Origin of the sequence: Saccharopolyspora kobensis, assembly GCF_900108315.1 — a bacterium.
Taxonomy (GTDB): Bacteria; Actinomycetota; Actinomycetes; order Mycobacteriales; family Pseudonocardiaceae; genus Saccharopolyspora; species Saccharopolyspora kobensis.
In genome coordinates this window covers 1-21,830 of the sequence record NZ_FNVB01000011.1, presented here as the reverse complement: position 1 = coordinate 21,830, position 21,830 = coordinate 1, and the positions used below count along the sequence as shown (strand labels likewise).

Below are 21,830 nucleotides of genomic sequence, written 5' to 3'. Positions count from 1 at the left end.
GGTCGGCAACGGGCCGGGATCAGCGAGGTCCCACGACTATTCGGTGTAGCTGTCGCGCAGGGCGCGGGCGAGCAGGCGCATGGAGCCGGGTGCGCCCGGGTTGAGCAGGATGTCGACGTCCGGCGGGAGGCCTGCGAGCAGCTCTTCGGCGGTGAGCTTGTGCCACTGCGGGGTCTGGACGCGCTGGCGGTGCACCGCCGCGGTCACCACCGCCACGCACGGGGCGCCGTCCGGGGCCGGGCCCACCAGCGGTCGGCCCTCGTCATCGACGGCGACCTCCAGCAGGGCGTCCTTGACCACCGGGAGCACCGCGTCCACCGGCTCCTTGCCCTCCGCGACCAGGCGCAGCACCGCGTCCGCCGGGTCGGTGGGACTGTCCGGGCTGGAGGGCACGTACTCCGGGTTCGGCTCGAACGGGCCGGCGTTGCCGTCCTTGTCGAGCCGCCAGCCGCCCACCATCGCCTCGACCGGCGGCGGCTCGTCCGGATAGCTCGGCTGCCAGTTGGGGTCGAGCACCATCGCCCAGTCCTGGGTACCGCCCTCGCCCGGAGCTTCATCCACCACAGCAACGCCTTCCGCTCGGGTACGGGCCTTCCGTTCCCACGATCAACCACTCGCCCGGGCCTGCGCCCGGCCGTTCGCGCAACGCGGCGCGAACGTCAAAAACGCTTGAACTCGCCGGTCCCACCGGCCGGATCCGCTGACACACCGTAGCCCGACCACGAGCCGTCCGGCCTGGTCAGCCGGTGCCCCGTGCCCGTAGGGGCGTACACGGCGCCCGAGTGACCCAAGCCGTGCAGAACGGTCGAAGAGGACTTCGCCGCGTTGCCCGAGGAACTGGCCGATTCGCACGACATGTACACGACGTCCCGATTCGGGTTGGCCGTCGACGCGTCCTGGAAGTACTTGTTGCTCGACAGGATCTTGCCGTGCGTCGCCCCGTCGACCGTGACGGTCTGGGTGTCGCCGCCGAGCCCGAAGAACGACGGCTTCTTCACCTCGACCGCGAACTCGTTGGGGTTGGCGTGCGCGTGCGCGTAGAACGGGTCCTTCCACGGCGCGCCGGTGTTGACCCCGGTCGCGGGCTGGGCCGGGGTCTTGCCGTCCGGGGAGGCGGGTTTCGACGACTGGAAGTTCTTGAAGTACGACGCGTCGCTCGTCCGGCTGGGCGCTCCGGACCACTGCGACAGGGTCGGTCCGTCGCTGCTCTTGGTCGGGAAGGAGACGCCGATGACGTTTCCGTTCTTGTCCTTCAGCGGAATGCTCACCACGTCGTCCGGCTTGAACTCGACCTTGAAGCCCCACGAGTTCTTGCCGGTGAGCGGCTTCGCCCCGGAGTTGCCGGAGTTGTTGCCCGCGCTGTTCGTCGGCTGCGGATCGCGGTGCGAGGTCACGTCGGAATTCGCGTTCTGCGATCTCGTGGACGCGGGGCCGTCGGGAGTCGACCGGACGCCGTCGTCGTTGTTCATCGAGCGGGTCGACGCGGGCGAGTCGCCCCTCGGGCCGGGGCCGCCGCTGCCCGTCGAGCGGTTCGGGGCCGGGCTGTCCACCTTCGCGGCGGGGCCCTGGTCGCCCTTGATCTTCTTCAGCGCCTTGCTCGCGTCGCCGAAGCCGTCGCCCAGCTTCTTCATCAGCTTGCCCAGCGACTTCATCGCCTTGACCAGCTTCGTGGTCACATCGGCGATCCTGGCCACCGTCTTGGCCACCGCCGCCACGACCTGCGGCACCACCCAGGCCATCGCGATGCCCAGCGTCGCCAGCACCTGCAACGCCCAGGAGATCAACCGGCCGACGAGTTCGGCGATGATGTCGCGCACCAGCGTGCGCACCGCCGCCACGACCTCGCCCGCGGTGCCGATCCCGCTGGAAGCGCCCTCGGCGGCCTTCTGCGCCGCCTCGATCAGCTTCGCGGTGTCCTCGCTGCGGTTCCGGTACGCGTCACCGGCCGCACCGACCCAGCTGGCGGTGTCGTTGTTGACCATGTTGGCCATCTCGGTGTTGATCTCACCGAGCTCGGTGGCGACGTTCTTCCACGTCTCCGAGTGCGCCTTGATCTGATCCGCATCACCGGTCAGCGCGTCCAGCGCGTCCGACAGCGGCCCGACGTGCTCCATGAGCCAGCCGACACCGGCGGCGAGGATCGACCCGAAGGGGTCCAGCGCCATGGTCAGCGCGTCCAGGCCGGTGCCGACCGCACCCATCACGCCGGCGGCCCAGTCGCCGGACTCGACGGCCTTCTTCGTCTCGTCGACCGACTCCATGATCGGGACGCCGCTGAACGCCTGCGTCGAATCCTTGCGCTCCGCCACCAGCGGATTGGTCACGACAACACTCCAGGAACAGATCAGGTCGGGGAAACGTCACGGCCCAGGCGGGCGGCGACGCGGGAAAGCCGGTGCTCTGCCGGTCAGTCGCGCAGCGGGTCGAAGTCGGGGTCGTCGAAGTCGGGGTCGTCGTCGTCCTCGAAGGTGGGCCGCTTCTTCGGCGCCGCAGGCGGATTCGGTCCGGCGACCGGCGGCGCGGGCGGCGGCGGAGGCGGCGTCGGCTCCTCCTCGGCCGGGGCGTCCCACTTCGAGGAGACCTCGGGCTCGGCCGACTCGTCCTCGGGCTCCTCCGGGAAGCGCTCGCGGAGGTTGTCCAGCATCATCGTGCGCGTTTGCAGGTCCTCGTCGCCGAGGTGCGCCGCCATCGTCTCGCCGACCCTGTTGGCGATGTCGGCCTGCGCGCGGTGCATCGTGGACAGGATCTGGTTGGCCAGCTCCCTCGGCGGCAGCGAGCGGACCTTGTCGGTGAACTCCAGGTCCGTGACGCTGCCGTCGGCGCGCACCGTGACCTTGATGTGGCCGCCGTCGCTGGTCGCGGTCAGCCGCAGCTGCTCGGTCTCGGCCTGCACGGCCTGGTAGCGCTGGGCCTTCTCCTCGAAGCCCTTCGCCCACTCCTGGATCCGCCGCTCCGCTTCGTCCGGGTCGGCCCCGATCGCAGCGAAGCCGCCCTGGTTCTGGCCCGGCATCGCACTTCCTCCAAAGAACTCTTCATCTGCGAACCGCCTGCTGCCCCGGCTCGGGGTGGCGGTGTTGCCTCAGCGGTTCGACCCGCTCGTGCGCCGATCAGGCGTCGCGATTCCTGACAGGTGCGTCGTAGGACGCCGGGATTCCCTGGTTCATCGGCCGCAACGGCTCCGAGTACGACGCCGGAGCGCCCTGGCTCATCGGCCGCAGCGCTTCCGAATCGCCAGCGGGAACTCCCTGCTGCGTCGGCTGCAACGGCTCCGAGTACGACGCCGGGACGCCCTGGCTCATCGCCCGCAGCGGCTCCGAATCCCCGGCCGGAACACCCCGCTGCGCAGGCTCCAACGTTCCCGAGAACGAGGCCGGAACGCCTTGGCTCATCGGCCGCAGCGGCTCCGAATCGCCAGCCGGAGCGCCCCGCTGCGCAGGCTCCAACGTCCCCGAGAACGACGCCGGTGTCGCCATCTGCCTGGGCTCGGCCTGCAGCGGCTCCGACATCTGCCGCGGCTCCAACCGCTGGAAGCCCTCGGGCGCCTGCTTCGGCTCCGCGTACGAAGCGGGAGTCAGCTGCCCCACCGAGTCCGAGTCCGAGCTCATCGCCGGTCCGGACGCCGCACGTCCGGCGAACTCCTGCGGCATGACCTGGCCCGCGCCGCCGGACTGCGCGTCGTACCCGGCGGGCGTCGTGCCGACGGGCTCGCCCGGGTTCGCGTTGAAGCCGGTCGGTGCGGTTCCCGACGCACCACCGGCAGCGGCCGGGACGCCGAGCTGCGCGACGGCGGATTCCTTGACCCGCACCGCATCGTCGAACTTGCCGAAGTTGTCCGCGCCGGCCTCGTCGGTCTCCTGGTACTCCTTGGCCGTCTGGCGCACGTTGTCCGCCGTCGTGCTCACGCCCTCCTTGGCGGCCTTGAGCGCCGCCATCCCCTCCTCCTCGGTGGGGTTGATGATGGGCGGCAGGAACGAGCACAGCAGACCGTAGGCGTCATCGGACATCGCCTGCTCGGCCGCGGAGATCGCGGTGTCGAACCGGTCGGCCAGGCCGTCCAGGTGGCTGGCGTGCGCGGTCAGGTCCTCGGCTTCGACCTGGAACGTCATGGCTGTACCTCTTCAGCTCGTCAGTCGAGTTTGCCCAGGACTTCGGCCAGGCGGTGCTCGATGCGGCGGTTGTCTGCCGGGGCGATGCTCAGCCAGTCGCCTTCGCTGACCATCAGGTACCGGCCTTCGTTGGTGTCGAACCAGGTGACCAGCGTCGACGACCGCTCGCCCCGGTGCGTGACGCCGAACTGCCCGCCACCGACGCGGGTTTCGACGAGCTCGGCCAGCGCCGCGGCCTCCGATCCGGACAGCCCGGCCCGGACGAGCGCCGTCTCGTCGTCGTAGTCCCCGCCGAACGGATCGTCCTCGTCCTCTTCGAGCGCCTTGTTCAGCTGCTCCTTGCGCAGCGACAGCGTGCGCTTGCCGCCGGGTTCGCCGGGCGGCAGCACGCTCACCGCGGCCAGGGCCAGCGCGGTGGGCCGGATCTCGGTCAGCAGCAGCTGGTCGTCCGCCAGCTGGGCCAGCACGCCGGACCGCCGGCTGACCGCCGCGAACGCCTGCACCGGCGCACCGAGGTGGCCGACCGCGTCCACCGAGGTGTCGTGCTCGACCAGCAGCCGGAGCATCGCCACCAGGTCCTCGTCGAGCTCGTCGCCCTTCGCCAGACCGCGGCCCGCCAGCGCGCGGAACGCGTCGGCGGCGAGGTCGGCGCGTTCCTCCATCGTCCGGCCCAGGCTGGGCACCCGCAGCGGGAACTTCGGGCGGCCGAAGCCGAGCGCGTCGTTGACCAGGTCGTACTCGGCGGCCGACAGCACGAAGTTCGGCGCTGTTGTCGTCGTCATTCCTTGTCCCGCTTCTTCCGCTTGCCCTCGCCGATCACCGGCGGCGGCAGGTCGGCGCCGGGCACCTCGACGATCTGGCCGCCCTGCACGTACTTCGCCCGGCGTTCGTTGTCGTCCTCGCCGCGGCCGCGCTGACCGGCGGCGCCGCCCATCGGGCCGGCACCCATCCCGGCCGCGCCGGCAGCGCCCGGCGTGCCGGGCGCACCGCCCGTGCCGCGGCCGCCGAAACCGCCCTCACCAGGGCGTCCGGTACCCGAAGTACCACCGGGGGTCATGTTGGACGAGCCACCACCGGCGCCACCGCCGGCGCCGCCGAAACCACCGGCGCCGCCCGCGCCACCGCCGCCGACACCCGGGACCGGCGGAACCGGGCCGCCGCGGAACCCACCGGGCCCACCGGGGCCGGTGCCGACGGGACCGCCGCCCGGCCCACCACCGGTCGGGATCTGCGGGAGCGGGCCGCGCCACGGCTGGGGACCGCTGGACGGGTTGTTGCCCGGACCGCCCGGCCGGTTGGTGCTGCCGGGCCGGTTGTTGGGCCAGTTGGTGCCCGGCACCGGCGGAACGTCGCCGAACGACCGCGGCTGGTACTGGTGATCCCCACCGCCGCCCGGGACCGGGGGCAGGTTCGGCGGCCTGAAGCTCTGCGGGTTCGTGCTCTGCGGATTCGTGCCCTGCGGCGTCGAGCCGCTGACGTCGCCCAGCGGCGGCATCTTCGGCATCGGCATCGCCTTGGTCGGGCCGTCGATCCCACCGGGCCCGCCGAGCTTGGGCATCGGCATCGCCTTGGTCGGCCCGTCGATCCCACCCGGCTTCCCGGGAACGCCACCGGGGCCACCGGGCACTCCGCCCAGCGGCGGCATGTTCGGGGCACCGGGCGCACCGGGACCACCCGGCACGCCACCGGGACCACCGGGAACGCCGCCCGGACCGCCGGGCACGCCACCGGGCGCTCCCGGGCCGCCGGCGCTGGCCGCCACCGTGCTGTCCGGCACACCCGGCGGCATCCCGCCGGGGCCACCGGGGCCACCCGGCGCGGAGTCCTCCATCGGCGTGCCCTGCTGCTGCGGTTCGACGCTGGGCAGCACGCGCTTCGCCGCGACCAGCTGCATCTTCTCCACCGGGTTCGGCGGCGGCTCGAAGCTCGGCGTGTCCTGGTCGATGTTGCGGGACTCGTTCTCCATCCAGGACATGACCTGGACGGCGCGCTCGTGCGAATCGGCGGCCTTGGCCTCGTGGATCTGCAGGTCCGCGGTGGCCCGCATGAAGCCTTCGAGGTTGCCCGCGGTGTAGGTGCCGATCAGCGCGGCGGTCAGGTTCTCCTTGCCCTTGACCGGCTCGGGCATCTCGGCCCTGGCGACCTCCATGATCCGGCCCTGGGTGCCGATCCGCTCCGACAGCGTGCCCGCGGTCGCACCCGCGTCGCTGTTCCAGTCGACCAGCTGCTGGATCGCCGCGCGCGCCGCGTCGGCCGCCTCGCCCTGCCAGCCCGACTCGGTGGACCGCAGCTTCTCCGACATCCGCTGCGAGGACTCGTCGATATCGCTGCTCAGCGACTTCCACTCGTCGGCCAGCTGCCCGACCCGGCCGGGGTCGTTGTTGTTGTGCACCGCCGCGTAGAGCTCGTCGTGGCTGCGCGAGGCCCAGTTCTGCGTCTCCGTCAGAACGACGTCTTGGCCAAGCTTGGCTTTCGGCTCGGTCATCTCAGGCTTTCATCCCCTCGGCTGCGGCAGGTGAGCCCCAGCAACTGCGCCATCACACGGGGCGCTGGAACGCGTCATCGGCGATCTTGCGGAACGAATCGGCCGCGTACTCGTCGGCGCGCTCGTAGGTGCGCATGGCCGCGTTGATCGCGTCCCGCGCCTCCTCGAGCACCTCGCGGTACTTCCGCAGCGCATCGTTGAACGAGCGACCGGTGCCCTCGGCCCGATTGGCGAACTTCGTCGCCATCGCCTCCGCGACCGGGTTCTCGCCCAGCGGGGCGTTCACCGTGAGACCGCCCGCCCTGGACACCCAGGAGTCCACCTTGGACATCTGGTCCTCGAGGGCGACGCGGATCTGCTCGCCCGCCGCCGGGTCCAAGCGCAGCTGCTGCGATTCCACCGCTCGGCGCAACCGCTTCACACTCACGGCGGAGCGCTCCAGGTTCTGGACCGCCTGGTCTTCCTCGGGTTCGCTCATGAATCCCCCAGCCACAACATCACGGCACTATGCTGGCAAGCGCCGCCAACGTCGCACCAACGTCGCACCAACTCGTGGGGCGGCGAGGCGAGCGCGCACGGTAGAGCACTCGAACGAGAGCGGATGTCTTCCCCCAGAACACCAACACAGCTGCGAATACGCCTGCTGGGACCTGTGGAAATGCTGCGGGCCGACGGCAGTGCGGCCGCGATCGGCGCCGCCAAGCGGCGCAGCATCCTCGCCGCGCTGGCCATCGACCTCAACCGCGTCGTCTCCGCGGACCGCCTGATGGACCTGGCGTGGGAGGGCGCGCCGCCGCCCACCGCCAAAGCCGCCCTGCAGGGCCACGTCGCGCAGCTGCGCAAGTCCCTCGGCGACGGTGTCGAACTGATCACCCGCGCGCCCGGCTACCAGCTGCGCGCACCGCGCTCCGCGGTCGACATGACGCAGTTCGAGGACCTGGTCGCCGCCGCCCGCGACGCGCCCGACGCCGAAGCCGTCGAACTGCTGGACGCCGCGTTGTCCCTGCACCGCGGGCCGCCGCTGGCCGACGTCTCGGCCGAGCGGCTGCGCCGGGAGGTCGTGGACCGGCTGGACGAGTCCATGATCAACGCGGTGCACGAGCTGGCCTGGCGGCTGCACCGGATCGGCCGCGCGGCCGAGGGGATCAACCCGCTGCGCGAGGCCGTGGCGATGCGGCCGCTGCGCGAACCCCTGGTGGAACTGCTGGTGCTGAGCCTGCACCAGGCCGGCAGGCAGGCCGAGGCGCTCGACGTCTACCACGCGACGCGGACCCGGCTCGCCGAAGAGCTCGGCGTCGTCCCCGGCCCCGCGCTGCAGGCCGCGTTCCACGGCGTGCTCAGCGCCGCGGAGGAGTCCGAACCACCCTCCGCACCGGCGCAACTACCCAGGGAGAGCACCGGATTCGTCGGGCGCGCCGACGAACTGGCGCAGCTCGACCGGACCCGCGGCGACGGCGCCGTGCAGATCCTCACCGGCCCGGCCGGTGTCGGCAAGACGGCGCTCGCGCTGCGCTGGGCGCACCGGTCGGCCGCGCAGTTCCCGGACGGTTGCCTGTTCTCCGACCTCCAGGGGATCGCCGATGCCGATCCGGTGGAGCCCGGCCACGTGCTGGGCGGTTTCCTCCGCGCGCTCGGCGTCGCCGAGGCCCGCATCCCGGACAACACCGACGAACGCGCCGCGCTGTACCGCTCGATGCTGTCCAGCCGCCGGATGCTGGTGGTCCTCGACAACGCGCGCTCGGCCGCGCAGGTCCGCCCGCTGCTGCCCGGTGCCGGTTGCTCGGTGCTGGTGACCAGCCGGAGCAGGCTGAACGGTCTCGCCGCCATGGCCGGCGCGGTGCAGATCCCGGTGTCCCCGCTGAGCCGCGAAGCGGCCGTCGACGTGCTCCGGACCGTCCTCGGCGCCAAGCGGATCGACACCGAACCGGAGGCCGCCGCCGAGCTCGCCGAGCTGTGCGACCGGCTCCCGCTGGCGCTGCGGATCGCCGCGGCCCGCGCCCCGAACCGCACGATCCGCTCGCTGGTCGCCGCGACCGCCAACGACCGCCACCGGCTGGACACGCTCTCGCTGCCGGACTCCGGCGAAGGCGTCCGCACCGCCCTGGCCGCGAGCTACCGCTGGCTCGAACCCGCATCGGCCCGGCTGTTCCGGCTGCTGGGCGAGCACCCCGGTGACAGCATCGACTGCTTGGCGGCCGCTGCGCTCGCGGGCACCGCGGCGCACGAGACCCAGTCCCAGCTGGAGCAGCTGGCCTCGGTGCACCTGCTGCAGGAGAGCGGTCAGGGCCGCTACCGGTGGTCCGACCTGGTCCGGCTCTACGCGGTGGGGATCGGCCAGGAGGAGTCGGTGCCGGAGCGCAATGCCGCTTTCACCAGGCTCCTCGAGCACTACATGCACATCGCCGACCGCGGCCTGCGGTTCGTCGTGGACTCCCCGTGGCACCGCTGGGTGTCGCCGACTCCCACCGAGCTGCCCGAGGTCCGCACCGCGCAGGCGGCGCTGAGCTGGTTCCGGGCGGAGGAGACGAACCTGCACCGGGTGCTCGAACTGGCGATCTCGCGCGGCGAGCACGCGCGGGCGTGCCACCTGGCGCTGTCGCTGGAGCGCTTCCACCACCGCCTCGGCGACCGGGAGGCGCAGACCGAGCTGTCCCGGCGCGGTCTGGGAATCGCGCGTGAACTGGGCGATTCCCGCGCGCAGGCGATCTTCTCCGCGCACCTCTGCGAGAACCTCGCCTCCTGACACCGGCAGGAAGTCCCCGCGCAGACGGGGGCTTCCTGCCGGTCATCTCAGGCTTGCTGGTCGGACACCGCGTCGGCCACCTCCTGGCCGAAGGCCGCCATGCCGCGGGCGTTCGGGTGCAGCGGCGCGGCTTCCGACGTCGGGACGAGGCCTTCGAAGTACTTGTCCTTCGGGGCCGCGCAGGTGTCGTGCCCCACGCTCACCGGGCCCAGGTCCACGAATCCGGCGCCGTGCGCTTCGGCGCGCTCCCGCAGCATCGCGCTGAGTTTGTCCACACTGGACTGGACGTAGTCGGCGTCCCGGGACCACATCGGCTGCAGCGGGTAGCAGCCGCCGGGCCGCAGGTAGGTTCCGTAGCCGACGAGCACCACCTCGGCGTTCGGCGCCCGGTAGCGGATCTGCGCGAGCATCTCGTCCACCTTCGGCGCCAGCGCGTCGATCCGCGAACCCAGCTCGTCGCGCCCGCCCGCGGTGAAGCGGTCCGCGCAGGACTTGCCGAGCGGCTCCGGCAGCAGGTTCAGGCAGGAGACCGCGGCCTGCACCAGCTGCACGTCGTTGCCGCCGATGGTGACCGTGACCAGGTCGGTGCGGCGGCTGAGCACGTCGTACTGCGGCGGCAGGATTCCGTACTGCCGCTGGGAGAAGTCGTCGATCTTCGCGCCGGAGCAGGTCACGTCGACGAGGTCCGCGCCGATCAGCGCGGCCGCCACCTGCGGGTAGTTCATCTCGGAGCGGAAGCAGAGCAGGTTCGGATCCTGGTTCGGGATGAGCGGGCCGGCTGCGGCGGAATCGCCCAGCGCGACGTACTCGAAGTCGTCGGCCGCGTGGGCGGCCGGGGCGAGCAGGGCTGCCGCGGTGGCTAGGGCGAAGGCGAGTTGGGGGAGACGACGGACCACGCGAACCTCCGTGCCGTGGCTGAACAGGGCCGAACCTGATCTAGCACGGCAGATCCACTCCGGCCCGGAATTTCACCCGTCAGTCGGGTGCACTCCGCCCCGTCACCACGAATCCCCAGGTGCCGACGCCACGCCCGGCGCGCGCGACGTCGATTTCGCGAGAATCGACGCGGTCTCCCGTCACGGGTCGCGGCGGAGGGCACGGGTGATGCCCGCTGCGACCGTGGTGGCCAGGATCCAGCCCGCCGCGATCAGGACCACCGTGATCCACTCCGAGTTGCCCTCGGCCCGCCACATCACGTCGTGGCCCAGGTTGATGATCGGCACCAGCTGGTCGACCGTGTACAGGAAGGGGTTCCACACCGGGTGGTCCTCCTCGTTGATCGGCACCAGCTCGTGGAAGCTGAACCAGCTGGTGCCCGCCGCGGTGAGCAGCACCAGCCAGATCAGCGCACGCAGCGGGCGGAAGCCGTAGCTCACCGTGACCAGCTGCAGCATGCTCCACAGCCGCACCGGCAACCGGAAGACCGGCCGGGTGGCCGCCGCGATCGCCTGGTAGCGGCGCCGCTGCTTCTCGATCAGCACGGTGACCGCGTGCTCCTCGTTGCCGTTGCCGCGGAACACCTTCGCCAGCTGGTCGTAGGGCCCCGGCTGGTAGCGACCGCCGGAGTTGGCGCGCAACCAGCCCAGCCGCTCCAGCACGGTGGCGCGGTCGGTGGGCTCGATGGTCTCGGTGAAGTTGTCGTAGGTGAAGTCCTCGACGTCCACGCCGCCGGAAGCCGCCCACAGCTCCGAGTTGTCCGCCAGCAGCTCGCACTGCGCCTGCCGCAGCATGATGCGGCCCTGCGGCGCGGTCTCCGGCAGCAGCGTGAACTCCTGCACGACCAGGCCGAACGCGTTGATCGCGTTGCGGCTGGAGCCGTCGCCGAGCCGGCAGCCCAGGAAGTTGGCCTGCCGCCCGATCTCCGCGCGCCGCAGCTGCACCTCGCCCTCGGCCAGGAACGGCCGGTTGCCCGCCGCGCACACCAGGTCGCGCGCGATCTGCGCGGCGCGCAGGTCGACCGACGGCTTGTAGGCCATCTTGTGCCGGTGCCACGCGGGTTTGGTCAGCTGCGCCGAGCGCAGGTCGACGTTGGCGCCGATCCGGGCGCCCTGCAGCTGGACGGAACCCGAGATGTCGGTCTCCCGGCAGTCCAGGTTGCTGCCCACGTTGATCCGGCTGGCCTGCACCACGTCGGTGCGCGGCCCGCGCAGCCGCGCGCGGTTGAGCTGGAAGCTGCCCGCCACCCGCACGTCGACCATCCGCACCTGGCCGTGCAGGTCGACGCGCGAGGCGTCCACGTTGCCGAGCACCTCGGTGCCGTCGATGTGCAGCGCGCGCAGCGGCTGCTCCACCGCGGCCTTCGCCGACCGCGACCAGCCCAGGTCGATGTTCGCGCCGGCCATCCGCAGATCGCCGCCGATCCGCGCGCTGACCATCCGGATCGTGCCGCCGCTGCGGAAGCCCTGGTCGATCTGCACGTCGCCGCGGATGTCGCCGCGGTCGAAGATCAGCGTGCTGGTCGGGTCGTCGTGCTTGGACTCGCCGCGCCGCGGCGGCATCACGCCGGGTTCGAGCACCGCGTCGCGCAGCCGGACGTCGCCCGCGATGTGCGCGCTGGGCAGGTACAGCACTCCGGCCACGGTGAACGGCCGCCGGGTCAGCGGGTCGACGTCGCAGCGCAGGCTGCCGCCGATCTGGATCCCGTTGGCGTTCAAGGCGATCCGGCCGCGATTGCGCAGCGCGCCGCCGGAGAGGTTGAGGTTGCCGCCGACCTTCGCGCCGGGGATGCGGATCTCGCCGGAGGTCTGCAGCCGCAGTCCGAGCAGCGCGCCGGAGACCGCCAGCCGGTCGCCGTAGACGGCCCGGCCACCGGGGTTGCGCAGCTCGCAGTCGTTGAACAGCAGGGAACCGCCGAGCTGCGCGTCCGCCAGGTCGATGCCGCCGGTGCTGAGGCAGTGGCGCAGCACCGTGTCGTTGCTGGTGGTGAGATTCCGGGCGTTGAGGCCGGGCAGCCGGCAGTGCCAGAGCACCAGCCCGGCAATGGAGGCCTGCCGGAGGTCGGGGACGAGTTCGAACCGGCAGCGGACGAATTCCAGCAGGTACGGCAGGTCGGTGGCCCGCAGGTCGACGCGCCCGGTGATCACCGCGTTCTCGATGGCGATGACCGGTTGCTGGCCGGTGCGCCGGGAGAAGGGCCGCCAGCCGGTCTCGTCGAGCGACTCCACCAGGCGGCGGCTGAGGTACTCGCCGCGGATCACCCGCTCCGGGTCGTGGTTGACGGCGTGCACGTCCAGCGGTCGGCCGGTGTCCGGTGCCGCGCGGTCGCCCCGGCTCTGCCGCAGCAGTTCCTCGAACCGCTGCTCGGCCGCGGTCAACGGACCGTTGCTCTCCCACGGCTTGACGACCGCCACCAGTTCCCCCGACCGTGTCCCGTTCCGTCGCTCCACACGAAAGGTAGTCGATCAGCTACCCCGACAACTCCGACGTGTGACCACGAAAGAAGGTTGCGAACGGACCAGCAATGCAGCCGAACGGACCAATCGGACGGTTCCACGTGAAACAAACCGTCGGCGTGTCGTGCGGACGACACGCCGACGGCTTCCGCAATTTCAATTGAAATCACACCGCTGATTTCAATTGAAATTGCGCCGCTCCGGGGCCCGATGGGGCTGCGGGCGACGGGATTCCGCTACTCGGCGGGGGTTTCCGGGTGGGTGTGGGTGGGGTCGAGGACCCGGGCGAGGAAGGTGCGGGTGCGCTCCTCCTTCGGGTTGCCGATGACCTCCGCGGGCGGCCCCTGCTCGATGATCCCGCCACCGTCCATGAACAGCACCCGGTCGGCGACCTCGCGGGCGAACTGCATCTCGTGGGTCACCACGAGCATCGTCATGCCCTCGTCGGCGAGCTGGCGCATCACGCCGAGCACGTCGCCGACCAGCTCCGGGTCCAGCGCCGAGGTCGGCTCGTCGAACAGCATCACCTTCGGGTTCATCGACAGCGCCCGCGCGATCGCGACCCGCTGCTGCTGACCACCGGAGAGCTGCGCGGGCATCGCGTCGGCCTTCTCGGCCAGCCCGACCCGCTCCAGGTTCTCCCGGGCGATCTTCTCCGCGGTCTTCTTGTCGCGCCCCAGCACCTTGCGCTGCGCGATCGTCAGGTTGTCCAGCACGTGCAGGTGCGAGAACAGGTTGAACTGCTGGAACACCATGCCGACGTGCCGCCGCGCGCCGTCCAGGTCGGTGTCCGGATCGGTGAGCTCGGTGCCGTCCACCACGACCTTGCCCGCGGTCGGCTCCTCCAGCAGGTTCACGCAGCGCAGCAAGGTGGACTTGCCGGACCCGGACGGGCCGATCACGCACACCACCTCGCCGCGCTCGACCTGCAGATCGACGTCGCGCAGCACTTCCAGCGAACCGAACGACTTGCCCAGCCCGGAAATCTCGATCATCACTGTTCCGCCTCCCCGCGATCCACAGTGGTGGTTGCGTTCGGGATAGATCTCGCGTCTCGCGGTGCCTCGTGGCCGGTTCGCGTCACGTTCCCCTGATGCGCGGTTGAGCGGGGCCGGAGTTGACACAGGCTGGTCATGCCCCGGCACCTCCGTGGCCGCCCTTGGTCCGCACCGCGCCGCCGTACTTGCGCTCCAGCAGGTTCGACACCCGCGACAGCGGAATGGTGATGATCAGGTAGCACAGCCCGGCGATCAGCAGCGGCGTCAGCGAGGCGTACTCGTTCAGCGCCGCCCGGCCGTACTTGGCCAGCTCGTACTCGTTGCTGGCCAGGCCGAGCAGGTAGATCAGCGAGGAGTCCTTGGTCAGCAGGATCAGCTCGTTGGTCAGCGGTGGCAGGATGATCCGGAACGCCTGCGGCATCACCACGGTGATCATGGTCCGGGTCGGCGACATGCCCAGCGAGCGCGCCGCCTCGATCTGCCCCCTGGGCACCGCCTGGATGCCCGCCCGGATGGTCTCGGCCATGTAGGCGGCGCCGACCAGGCCGAGCGCGAGCATCGCGGTGGAGTAGATGTCGAACCGCAGCTGGAAGGCGATCGGCACGCCGAAACCGAGCGCGATGAACACCAGCAGCGCGGGCAGCCCGCGGAACAGCTCGATGTAGCCGGTGGCGATCCAGCGGTAGGGGCCGACCGACGACATCTTCATCAGCGCCAGCACGACGCCCAGCGCGAGCCCGAAGGCGAAGCCGAGAGCGGTGTAGATGATGGTGTTCACCAGCGCCGTGGTGATCACCGCGGGGAACTGCGCGATCGCCACGTCGACGTTGAAGAACGCGCGCGCGATCGAGCTCCAGTCCGCGACCAAGGCCACCACGACGAGGACCACGACCAGCACCGCGTACTGGATGCCCCGGTTCAGCCTCGCCCGCTGCCGCCGGCCCAGTTTGGACTTGGGCCGCTCGGTGTCGGTTGTCATGAAGTCTCCTGATCAGTGTTCGGGGCCGGCGGTTGGAGCATCCGCCGACCCCGCTGCTGAGAATTCGAGAACGCCGAGCTCACTCCGGCTTCTTGCCGAACCACTTCTCGTAGATCTTGTCGTACTCGCCGGTGTCCTTCAGCTTCTTCAGCGCGGCGTTGACGCGGTCCTTCAGCGCCGTGTTGCCGGTCGCCATGCCGATGCCGTACTGGTCGCCGGTGGTGAACTCGGTGGTGATCTCCACCTCCGGGTTGTTCTTGACGAAGTCGCCCAGCACGCTGTTGTCGTTGATCGCCGCGTCGACCTGGCCGGTCTGCACCGCGGTCACCGACAGCGGCAGGTCCTCGAACTGCACGACCTCGTAGCCGTTGGCGTCCTTGTTGTCGTTGGCGTAGGTCTCACCGGTGGTGGACAGCTGCACGCCGAGCTTCTTGCCCCGCAGGTCGCCCAGGCTGCGGATGGGCTGGCCCTTCTTGACCAGCAGCGCCTGGGTGGCGTCGAAGTACGGGTCGGAGAAGTCGAAGTTCTCCTCGCGCGCGGGCGTGATGCTCATGGCCGCGGCGGCGACGTCGCAGCGCCGGGTGTTCAGGTCCTCGCCGGACTGGATGCCCTCGAAGGGGGTGTCCACGATCTTCTGCTGGAGGCCCATGTCCTTGGCGATCGCGTCGACGAGGTCGACGTCGAAGCCGACGATCTTGCCCTGGTCGTGGTACTGGAAGGGCTTGTAGTCCATGTGCGTGCAGGTGGTGAGGAAACCGGCCTCGATCACCGCCACCCCGCCGTCCGCGGTGCCGCCGCCCGCGGTGGTGGACTCGGCGCACCCCGCCGCGGCTGCGGTGGCGAGGGCCAGAGCGGGCAGCAGGGCCAGCGCTCGTGTTGTTCTGCGACGCGCCACGATGTCACTCCTAGTAGGTGAGGACCTGAGTTCTCGAATGGTGCCACCCGATCGGTCGTAATCCCAATGCCGAATGTTGCGAAGCCATCAAGTTTTCCCGCCGCCCCGGTCGCCACCACCCGCCGAGATCGGCAAACCTGGCGGCCCAGCGGGCGAGCAGCGAAAGGAATTGCGCCGAACCTCCCCCATTTCCGTGGGACATGTGCCGTCCCGACCGAGTGGCCCTTCAGTCTCATGTGGCGCGCGCCACTGGTCAACAGGGGGCTCCGCGGGCGCGCGGGCGCCGTGCGCACGTGAACTCGTGATCACCCTCCGTGCACAGATCATCGGCACGTGTGACGCCTCCGGCGCAGCGGCTGTCGAGAAGTTGCCACTACCCCATCCAGCGGTCGAGGGAATATCCGCAGGTGAGCAGACTGCAACGGGTGTCGAGCCGTTCGGCGCGAATCCCCGAAGGAGGTCACGATGTTGCGTCGTTCGACCGTGCTCTGGGCGGTGGCCGCGCTCGCCGCGGCGGTCACCGCCGTGCTGCCCGCTGCGCACGCGCAGGCCCCTCGATCCTTCGACGTGCTCCAGCTCAACCTCTGCAACAGCGGCGACGAGGCCTGCTTCTCCGCGGGCCGGTCGGTCGACGCCGCGATCGAGGCCATCCACCAGCGGCGGCCGGACGTGGTGACGGTCAACGAGGTCTGCGCGTCCGACATCACCCGCATGACCAGCGAAACCGGCTACCGCTGGGAGTTCACCCCGGTCGGCGACGCGAGCACCGGCGACCCGGCCAGGTGCCGGCACGGCCGCGGCGACTTCGGCGTGGCGATCCTGACCCACCCCGACGTGGGCGCACCGGGAGAACCCGTCGAGCAGCAGTTCGCCGCGCAGGACACCAGCGGCGTGCAGCGCGTGCTGCTGTGCGTGCCGTACTCGCAGGTCTCGGCGTGCACCGCGCACCTGTCGGAGACCGACGTCCGGGTGGCGGCCGACCAGTGCCACGAGCTGTCCGGGGTCGCGACCGCGCTCGGCGCGCAAGCGGTGCTGGGCGGGGACTTGAGCCTGGTCTCCGGCGGCGAGCCCGACGTCCAGGGCTGCGTGCCGGAGGGCTGGTACCGCAAGGACGACGGCGGCGTCCAGCACGTGTTCGCGATGGACGCCTTCCGCTTCGAGCAGGTCGAGACGCTGCCGATCGAGGGCACCGACCACCCGGGGCTGCTCGTCCAGACCACCCGCTGAAAGAGGTTTTCCAACCTCGTTTTGCGTAGGTGGTCCCGTAGCGGAACCTCAGAGGCCGCCTGGTCTCCGGGAGCCCGTTCTTATGTATGCCCACTCCGAGCCCCGCAGCTGCGGAACCACCCAGACGAAAAGGCTCGCTGACGCGAACCGGGCCCACGGCTTCAGCTGAAGCCGTGGGCCCGGTGATCGCCGGTCAGGCGGGCGGGGCACCGCAGTGGATGATCGGCTGCGGCTCGTAGCGCGTGCGCTGGGTCTCGTTGCGGGTCTGACCGGTGGTGATGTCGCGGATGGTCCGCGTGTCGGTCACCGTGAAGCCCGGCGAGCCCTTGCTCGGGCTGCACGGCTCGCCCGGCGGCACGACCTTCTCGTGCGGCTGCGTCGGGTTGGTGCGCTCACCGGTCTGCGAGGACACCTCGAACTGCTTGGTGCCCCACAGCTTCACCGTGATCGAGGACGGCGTCCACGTCGTGGTGATCAGGATGCCGCTCTTGGAGACGTTCTTGAACTTGACGTCGATGATGCTCGCCCCGCTGGGGCTCTGGAACACCGTCGCCTCGCGGCCCGCCGGGTAGCGGCTGATGTAGTAGCTGTGCGCCTTGTGCTCGACGTCCTGCATGCCCGCGAAGTACGAGGCGTTGTACAGCGTCGTGGCGAACTGCGAGATGCCGCCGCCGACCGCGCGCCCGGGCCGGCCGTCCTGGATGATCCCGGACTCCACGTAGCCCTGCGCGGTGCCGCGCGGACCGGTGTGGCCGTTGAGGCTGAAGGTCTCGCCCGGCTTGATGATCGCGCCGTTGACCTGCTCGGCGGTGCGGCGGATGTTCACGCCGGAAGCCGGTTCGAAGCCACCGGTGGTGAACTCGCCGACGACCTCCTTGATGCCCATCCGGTCGGCCTGCTCGGTGGTGAACTTCGCGGGCTGGTGCTCGTAGACGGCCTGCACCGAGCGGTTCTGCGGGGCGCGCAGCACGTCCATGAGCCGTTCGAAGCTCTTGTCCCAGTTGACCCCGATGCCGTCAGTGGAGGGCTTGACCACGGGCCGCCCGCCTTCGAGCACGATCTCGGCGTCCTTGCCGGGCTTGATGGTGTCGGCCAGCTGCGGTTCGACGGCGCCGATCACGCTCGGCAGGTCGATGTTGGCCTTCAGGCCGCCCTCGTCGCCCGGCTCGAACCGCAGCGCGGCGGCGATCGCCTCCGGCGCCAGCGTCGCGTCCTTGCCCTCGCCGCGCACCGTCACCGGCGACTTCACCGCGGGCTGGGCTATCTCGCGCAGCGCCCGCTGCACGCCGTCCGCGGTGGTGCTGACCGGCTTCTCGGTGAAGGGCACCTGCACGGGACCGTCCTCGGCCCAGTGCGTCAGCACCTCGTCGGTGGCCCGCTGCACGTCGATGAACTGGCCGGTCACCGGCTCGACGGCGACGGGCTCGGTGCCCTCGAAGCGGATGGTGCCCTCGGCGGGCTCGCGGTCCAGCTGCGGGCGGGCCTGTTCCAGCGCCTGCACCAGCTGGTCCCGGTCGCCGTGGCTGACCGGCGCGACCTCCCGCGTGCTGAACAGCGAGGCGATCCGGGTGAACGGGTTCAGCGGCTGCTCACCGGCCTCCGCCACGGTCGCCGACCAGTCCATCTGCAGTCCGGCGTCGGCCGGGTTGATGGTCGTCGAGCGGTCCGCGACCTGGAGCTGCACCGGCTGGTCGAGGCCCGGGCCGAGCTCGGCCTTCAGGGCGCTCTCGGCCGCGGCGGGTTCCATGCCGCCGATGGCGACCCCGGCCACCACGGTGCCGCGCGGCACGGTTCCGCTGGTGAGGGCCAGGTCGCCCACGTAGAGCAGGGCCAGGACGCCGACCGCGGCACCGGCCGCGATCCCGGCGCGGATCAGGCCGCGTTTCTTGCGCTCGGCGGGCGGCTGCGGCGGGACGGCCGCGCTCCAGCCACCGGCGACCTGCGGGATGGCCTGGGTCTCACCGATCGGGAAGTTGCTGAAGTCGGTGGGCAGCGCGGCGATCTGCGCGGTGCGCTCGGCGTCCGACTCGGGTTCGGCGGTCGGCCGGATGCGCTGGGTGCCTTCGTCGGCCGCGGGCACCGGGGGGATCCGGGTGGTCCGCTCGACGTCGCGTTCCGGCTCGCTAGAGCGCTGGTCCGAACCGGTGTGAAGCCGTTCGGTGGAAGGCTCCGCACCGCTCTGGTGGTCGTGGTTTTCCGGCACCGCTTCCCCTTCTCCTGTCGGTCCTGCGGTGGGGGCGTCTGGAGCCGCTGCTCCTGCGCGTTCGCCGGCCGTCGCCGACCGACCGGGGTTGCCGACTACAGGTAGAGCCCGGTGCCCTGCTCGGTCTGCTCGGTGGCGACCGCGTGCAGGTCCCGCTCGCGCATCACGAGGTAGGCCTGGCCCTGGACTTCGACCTCGAACTGCTCGTCGGGGCTGAACAGCACCTGGTCACCGACCTTGACGGTGCGCACGTGGCTGCCCACGCCGAAGACCTCGCCCCAGACGAGCCGCTTGGCCACCTGGGCGGTCGCCGGAATCACGATGCCGCCGGTGCTGCGGCGCTCCCCGGACTCCGGGGAGATGCGCACCATGACCCGGTCGTGCAGCATCTGGATTTCGAGCTTGGCATCGGTCACCCGAAAAGTTTACTTGCCGCCACCGGATGACCGACCGGCCAGGGCAGGTGTTATGAGTCTCCTCCCGCCACAGCCCCCGGCGACCCCCACCGGAACCGCCGTTTCAGCTGGTAGGGACCGTTCTGCCGATGCCGGGCACACCGGCTCCCGGAGGTTTCCGCGCCGGTCGAGGCGGCGACCCGCCGTGCCCGACGAACTCGCGGCACCACCCGATCAGGCGTACATAACGCACGCGGACCGTCACTCAGGTGGAGCAATCCTCGGGAGCGGGACACCGAGCGAACGGGCCCTCGCCTCCCCCTCCGAGACGGACGGCCCGTTCGCACGGCTCCGCAATCCACACGGCCCGGAACCGCCGAACGGTTCAGCTCTCGGTGTCGAGGCCGCCCATCACCAGCGGGAGCCGCTTCGGGCCGGACGCCGCGATCTTGATCGGAACGCCCCAGTCCTGCCTGGTCAGGCGGCAGGCCGGGTGTTCGACGGAGGGGTCGTCGTCGCAGCTGGCGGCCTGCGCCACCACGTGCAGAACGCCCTGCTCGACGCCCTCGGCCAGCACCAGGCGACGGGTCAGGTCGGTGCCCACGCCCGCGCCCTCCAGCAGCAGGCCCTCCGGCGAGGAGCTGATCTCCAGCCGGGTCGAGGGGCCGTAGCGCTCGTCGAGCTTGGTGCCGGGCGGCGGCGTGAACACCACCGCCAGTTCCACCGCGCCCGGAGCGATCTCGGTCGCGGGCCGCTTGACCTGCTGCGACGCCCCTTCGACCAGTCGCGCGGCGACGCCGGGCGGAACCGGCCGCTCCAGCCGGTGCGCGGCGGAGGCGACCACCACGAGTTCGCCGTCCACCACCGCGGCGCCGGACGGTTCGGCCACGTCGGTCGCCAGCGTGGACACCTCGCCGGTCGCGGGCTCGTAGCGCCGGATAGCGCCGTTGTAGGTGTCGCAGATCGCGATCGAGCCGTCCGGCAGCACCGCCACGCCCAGCGGGTGCTGGAGGAGCGCCCGGTCGGCGGGACCGTCGGCGTGCCCGAAGTCGAACAGCCCGGTGCCGACCGCGGTCCGCACCGCGAACCCGCCGTCGGCGGCCTCGACCCAGCGCAGCGCCGAGGTCTCCGAGTCGGCCAGCCACAGCCGGTCGCCGCCGTCGGCCAGCCCGGAGGTCTGGGCGAAGAACGCCTCCTCGGCCGCGCCGTCGCGCAGCCCTTCCACGGTGGTCCCGGCGAACCGCCGCACCGCGCCGGACACCGGGTCGAACAGGCCCAGCGTGTGGTTGCCCGCCATCGCGATCACCACGCCACCGGCGGGTTCCCACCAGGCGACGTCCCACGGGCTGGTCAGCGGCGTCTCCGGCCCGGCGCCGGAGTCGCTGCCGTCGCGCCACTGCTCGCCGGTCCCGGCCAGCGTCGTGACGTGCCCGTCCGCGAGCCGAACACCGCGCAGCAGGTGGTTGACGGTGTCGGCGACGACCACGTCGTACCCGACCTGCTCGGCCAGCGGCCCGGGCAGCAGCGCGAGCCCGCCCGGCTCGGAGAACTCGGGAGCGGCCCCGTCGGCCCGACCGCGCGCACCGGTGCCGATCCGCCGCACGACGGTCTCGCCGTCGGCGGCGAACTCCACCAGCGAGTGATTCGCCGAGTCCGACACCAGCAGGTTCCCGCTCGGCAGCGCGATGACCTTGCCGGGGAACCGCAGCGTCGTCTCGGGCGCCTCGGGCGGCACGTAAGGACCGTCGCCCCGGTGCAGCGTGCCCTTGGCCTCGTGCTCGGCGATGACCTCGGTGATGACGCTGCGCAGCGCCTCGACGTGGCCCTCACCAGCGGCGACGTGCACGACGTAGCCCTCGGGATCCACCACGACGAGCGTCGGCCAGGCCTTGACGGCGTAGTGCTGCCAGGTGGTCAGCTCGGGGTCGTCGAGCACGGGGTGGTGCACGGCGTAGCGCTCGACGGCGGCGGCCAGCGCGGCGGGATCGGCCTCGTGCTCGAACTTCGGCGAGTGCACGCCCACCGTGACGACCTCGGCGGCGAACTCGGCCTCCAAGGGCCGCAGCTCGTCCAGCACGTGCAAGCAGTTGATGCAGCAGAACGTCCAGAAGTCGAGTACCAAACAACGACCTCGAAAATCGGAAAGACGCAGGTCACGGCCACCGGTGTTCAGCCACCGACGGCCGGTCAACTCGGGTGCGCGGACTCGCGGTCGTTTAGCCATGCGGACCAGTCAATCAGGCCTCGGATTTCCCACCCGACCCCCTTTAGTAGGTGGAAGACCTGACGACTTCCGGCGGGGTGCTCGCCGCGTCCGCTCCTACGCGTGCGCGCCCCCGCCGGGGGCAGTTCCCGTCCCTCACCCGTAAGACCCTCCCGTGATGAGACCGGTGGGCCGTGGGCTGGA

Annotated in this window: 16 protein-coding genes and 1 pseudogene; 2 read left to right on the top strand and 15 right to left on the bottom strand. The window is 71.1% G+C overall.

The window, feature by feature from the left end:
- Positions 1 to 36 precede the first annotated feature (36 nt).
- The 7 genes and pseudogenes from C4T78_RS31310 to C4T78_RS31280 form a co-directional block, all read right to left on the bottom strand.
- Complete coding sequence (locus C4T78_RS31310) at positions 37 to 561, bottom strand: type VII secretion system-associated protein (protein ID WP_143185773.1); 525 nt, start codon at positions 559 to 561, stop codon at positions 37 to 39.
- A 98-nt stretch (positions 562 to 659) separates the two neighbouring features.
- Positions 660 to 2,324, bottom strand: a complete 1,665-nt coding sequence (locus C4T78_RS37470) for a WXG100 family type VII secretion target (RefSeq protein ID WP_093350488.1) — start codon at positions 2,322 to 2,324, stop codon at positions 660 to 662.
- An 83-nt stretch (positions 2,325 to 2,407) separates the two neighbouring features.
- Positions 2,408 to 3,010: a YbaB/EbfC family nucleoid-associated protein gene (locus C4T78_RS31300; protein ID WP_093350491.1), complete on the bottom strand. Its 603-nt coding sequence runs from the start codon at positions 3,008 to 3,010 to the stop codon at positions 2,408 to 2,410.
- A gap of 814 nt (positions 3,011 to 3,824) precedes the next feature.
- A pseudogene (locus C4T78_RS37350) lies at positions 3,825 to 4,106 on the bottom strand (type VII secretion target); the annotation flags it as partial.
- Between the two features lie 20 nt (positions 4,107 to 4,126).
- The gene (locus tag C4T78_RS31290; RefSeq protein ID WP_093350497.1) at positions 4,127 to 4,888 is read right to left on the bottom strand and encodes an ESX secretion-associated protein EspG; all 762 of its coding nucleotides are present in this window, start codon (positions 4,886 to 4,888) and stop codon (positions 4,127 to 4,129) included.
- Positions 4,885 to 6,591: a PPE domain-containing protein gene (locus tag C4T78_RS31285; protein WP_093350500.1), complete on the bottom strand. Its 1,707-nt coding sequence runs from the start codon at positions 6,589 to 6,591 to the stop codon at positions 4,885 to 4,887. The genes C4T78_RS31290 and C4T78_RS31285 overlap by 4 nt, the downstream gene beginning before the upstream one ends.
- 52 nt (positions 6,592 to 6,643) lie before the next feature.
- On the bottom strand, positions 6,644 to 7,069 hold the full coding sequence (locus tag C4T78_RS31280) for a hypothetical protein (protein WP_093350502.1): 426 nt from the start codon (positions 7,067 to 7,069) through the stop codon (positions 6,644 to 6,646).
- A 180-nt stretch (positions 7,070 to 7,249) separates the two neighbouring features.
- Between C4T78_RS31280 and C4T78_RS31275 the strand changes: the two genes are divergently transcribed.
- A complete protein-coding gene (locus tag C4T78_RS31275) occupies positions 7,250 to 9,334 on the top strand; it encodes an AfsR/SARP family transcriptional regulator (protein ID WP_235863425.1) in 2,085 nt (694 codons plus the stop codon).
- 47 nt (positions 9,335 to 9,381) lie between these two features.
- On the opposite strand, the gene C4T78_RS31270 is transcribed toward C4T78_RS31275, so the two are convergent.
- The 5 genes from C4T78_RS31270 to C4T78_RS31250 form a co-directional block, all read right to left on the bottom strand.
- The gene (locus C4T78_RS31270) at positions 9,382 to 10,230 is read right to left on the bottom strand and encodes an SGNH/GDSL hydrolase family protein (RefSeq protein ID WP_235863426.1); all 849 of its coding nucleotides are present in this window, start codon (positions 10,228 to 10,230) and stop codon (positions 9,382 to 9,384) included.
- A 180-nt stretch (positions 10,231 to 10,410) separates the two neighbouring features.
- Positions 10,411 to 12,684: an oxidoreductase gene (locus C4T78_RS31265; RefSeq protein ID WP_093350505.1), complete on the bottom strand. Its 2,274-nt coding sequence runs from the start codon at positions 12,682 to 12,684 to the stop codon at positions 10,411 to 10,413.
- A gap of 278 nt (positions 12,685 to 12,962) precedes the next feature.
- The gene (locus C4T78_RS31260) at positions 12,963 to 13,721 is read right to left on the bottom strand and encodes an amino acid ABC transporter ATP-binding protein (protein ID WP_093351145.1); all 759 of its coding nucleotides are present in this window, start codon (positions 13,719 to 13,721) and stop codon (positions 12,963 to 12,965) included.
- Between the two features lie 136 nt (positions 13,722 to 13,857).
- Entirely contained in the window at positions 13,858 to 14,703 is an 846-nt protein-coding gene (locus tag C4T78_RS31255; protein ID WP_093350508.1) for an amino acid ABC transporter permease, read from the bottom strand.
- 79 nt (positions 14,704 to 14,782) lie between these two features.
- The gene (locus C4T78_RS31250; protein ID WP_235863427.1) at positions 14,783 to 15,598 is read right to left on the bottom strand and encodes a basic amino acid ABC transporter substrate-binding protein; all 816 of its coding nucleotides are present in this window, start codon (positions 15,596 to 15,598) and stop codon (positions 14,783 to 14,785) included.
- Between the two features lie 465 nt (positions 15,599 to 16,063).
- Between C4T78_RS31250 and C4T78_RS31245 the strand changes: the two genes are divergently transcribed.
- Positions 16,064 to 16,825: an exonuclease/endonuclease/phosphatase family protein gene (locus tag C4T78_RS31245; protein ID WP_093350511.1), complete on the top strand. Its 762-nt coding sequence runs from the start codon at positions 16,064 to 16,066 to the stop codon at positions 16,823 to 16,825.
- A gap of 193 nt (positions 16,826 to 17,018) precedes the next feature.
- Here the strand turns inward: C4T78_RS31245 and C4T78_RS31240 are convergent, their stop codons facing one another.
- The 3 genes from C4T78_RS31240 to C4T78_RS31230 all read right to left on the bottom strand — a co-directional run bounded on the left by C4T78_RS31240 (position 17,019) and on the right by C4T78_RS31230 (position 21,647).
- The gene (locus C4T78_RS31240; RefSeq protein WP_093350514.1) at positions 17,019 to 19,028 is read right to left on the bottom strand and encodes a VanW family protein; all 2,010 of its coding nucleotides are present in this window, start codon (positions 19,026 to 19,028) and stop codon (positions 17,019 to 17,021) included.
- Positions 19,029 to 19,123: 95 nt separating this feature from the next.
- Positions 19,124 to 19,444, bottom strand: a complete 321-nt coding sequence (locus C4T78_RS31235) for a GroES family chaperonin (protein ID WP_093350517.1) — start codon at positions 19,442 to 19,444, stop codon at positions 19,124 to 19,126.
- Between the two features lie 364 nt (positions 19,445 to 19,808).
- Positions 19,809 to 21,647: an NHL domain-containing thioredoxin family protein gene (locus tag C4T78_RS31230; protein ID WP_093350520.1), complete on the bottom strand. Its 1,839-nt coding sequence runs from the start codon at positions 21,645 to 21,647 to the stop codon at positions 19,809 to 19,811.
- Between the last annotated feature and the right edge of the window lie 183 nt (positions 21,648 to 21,830).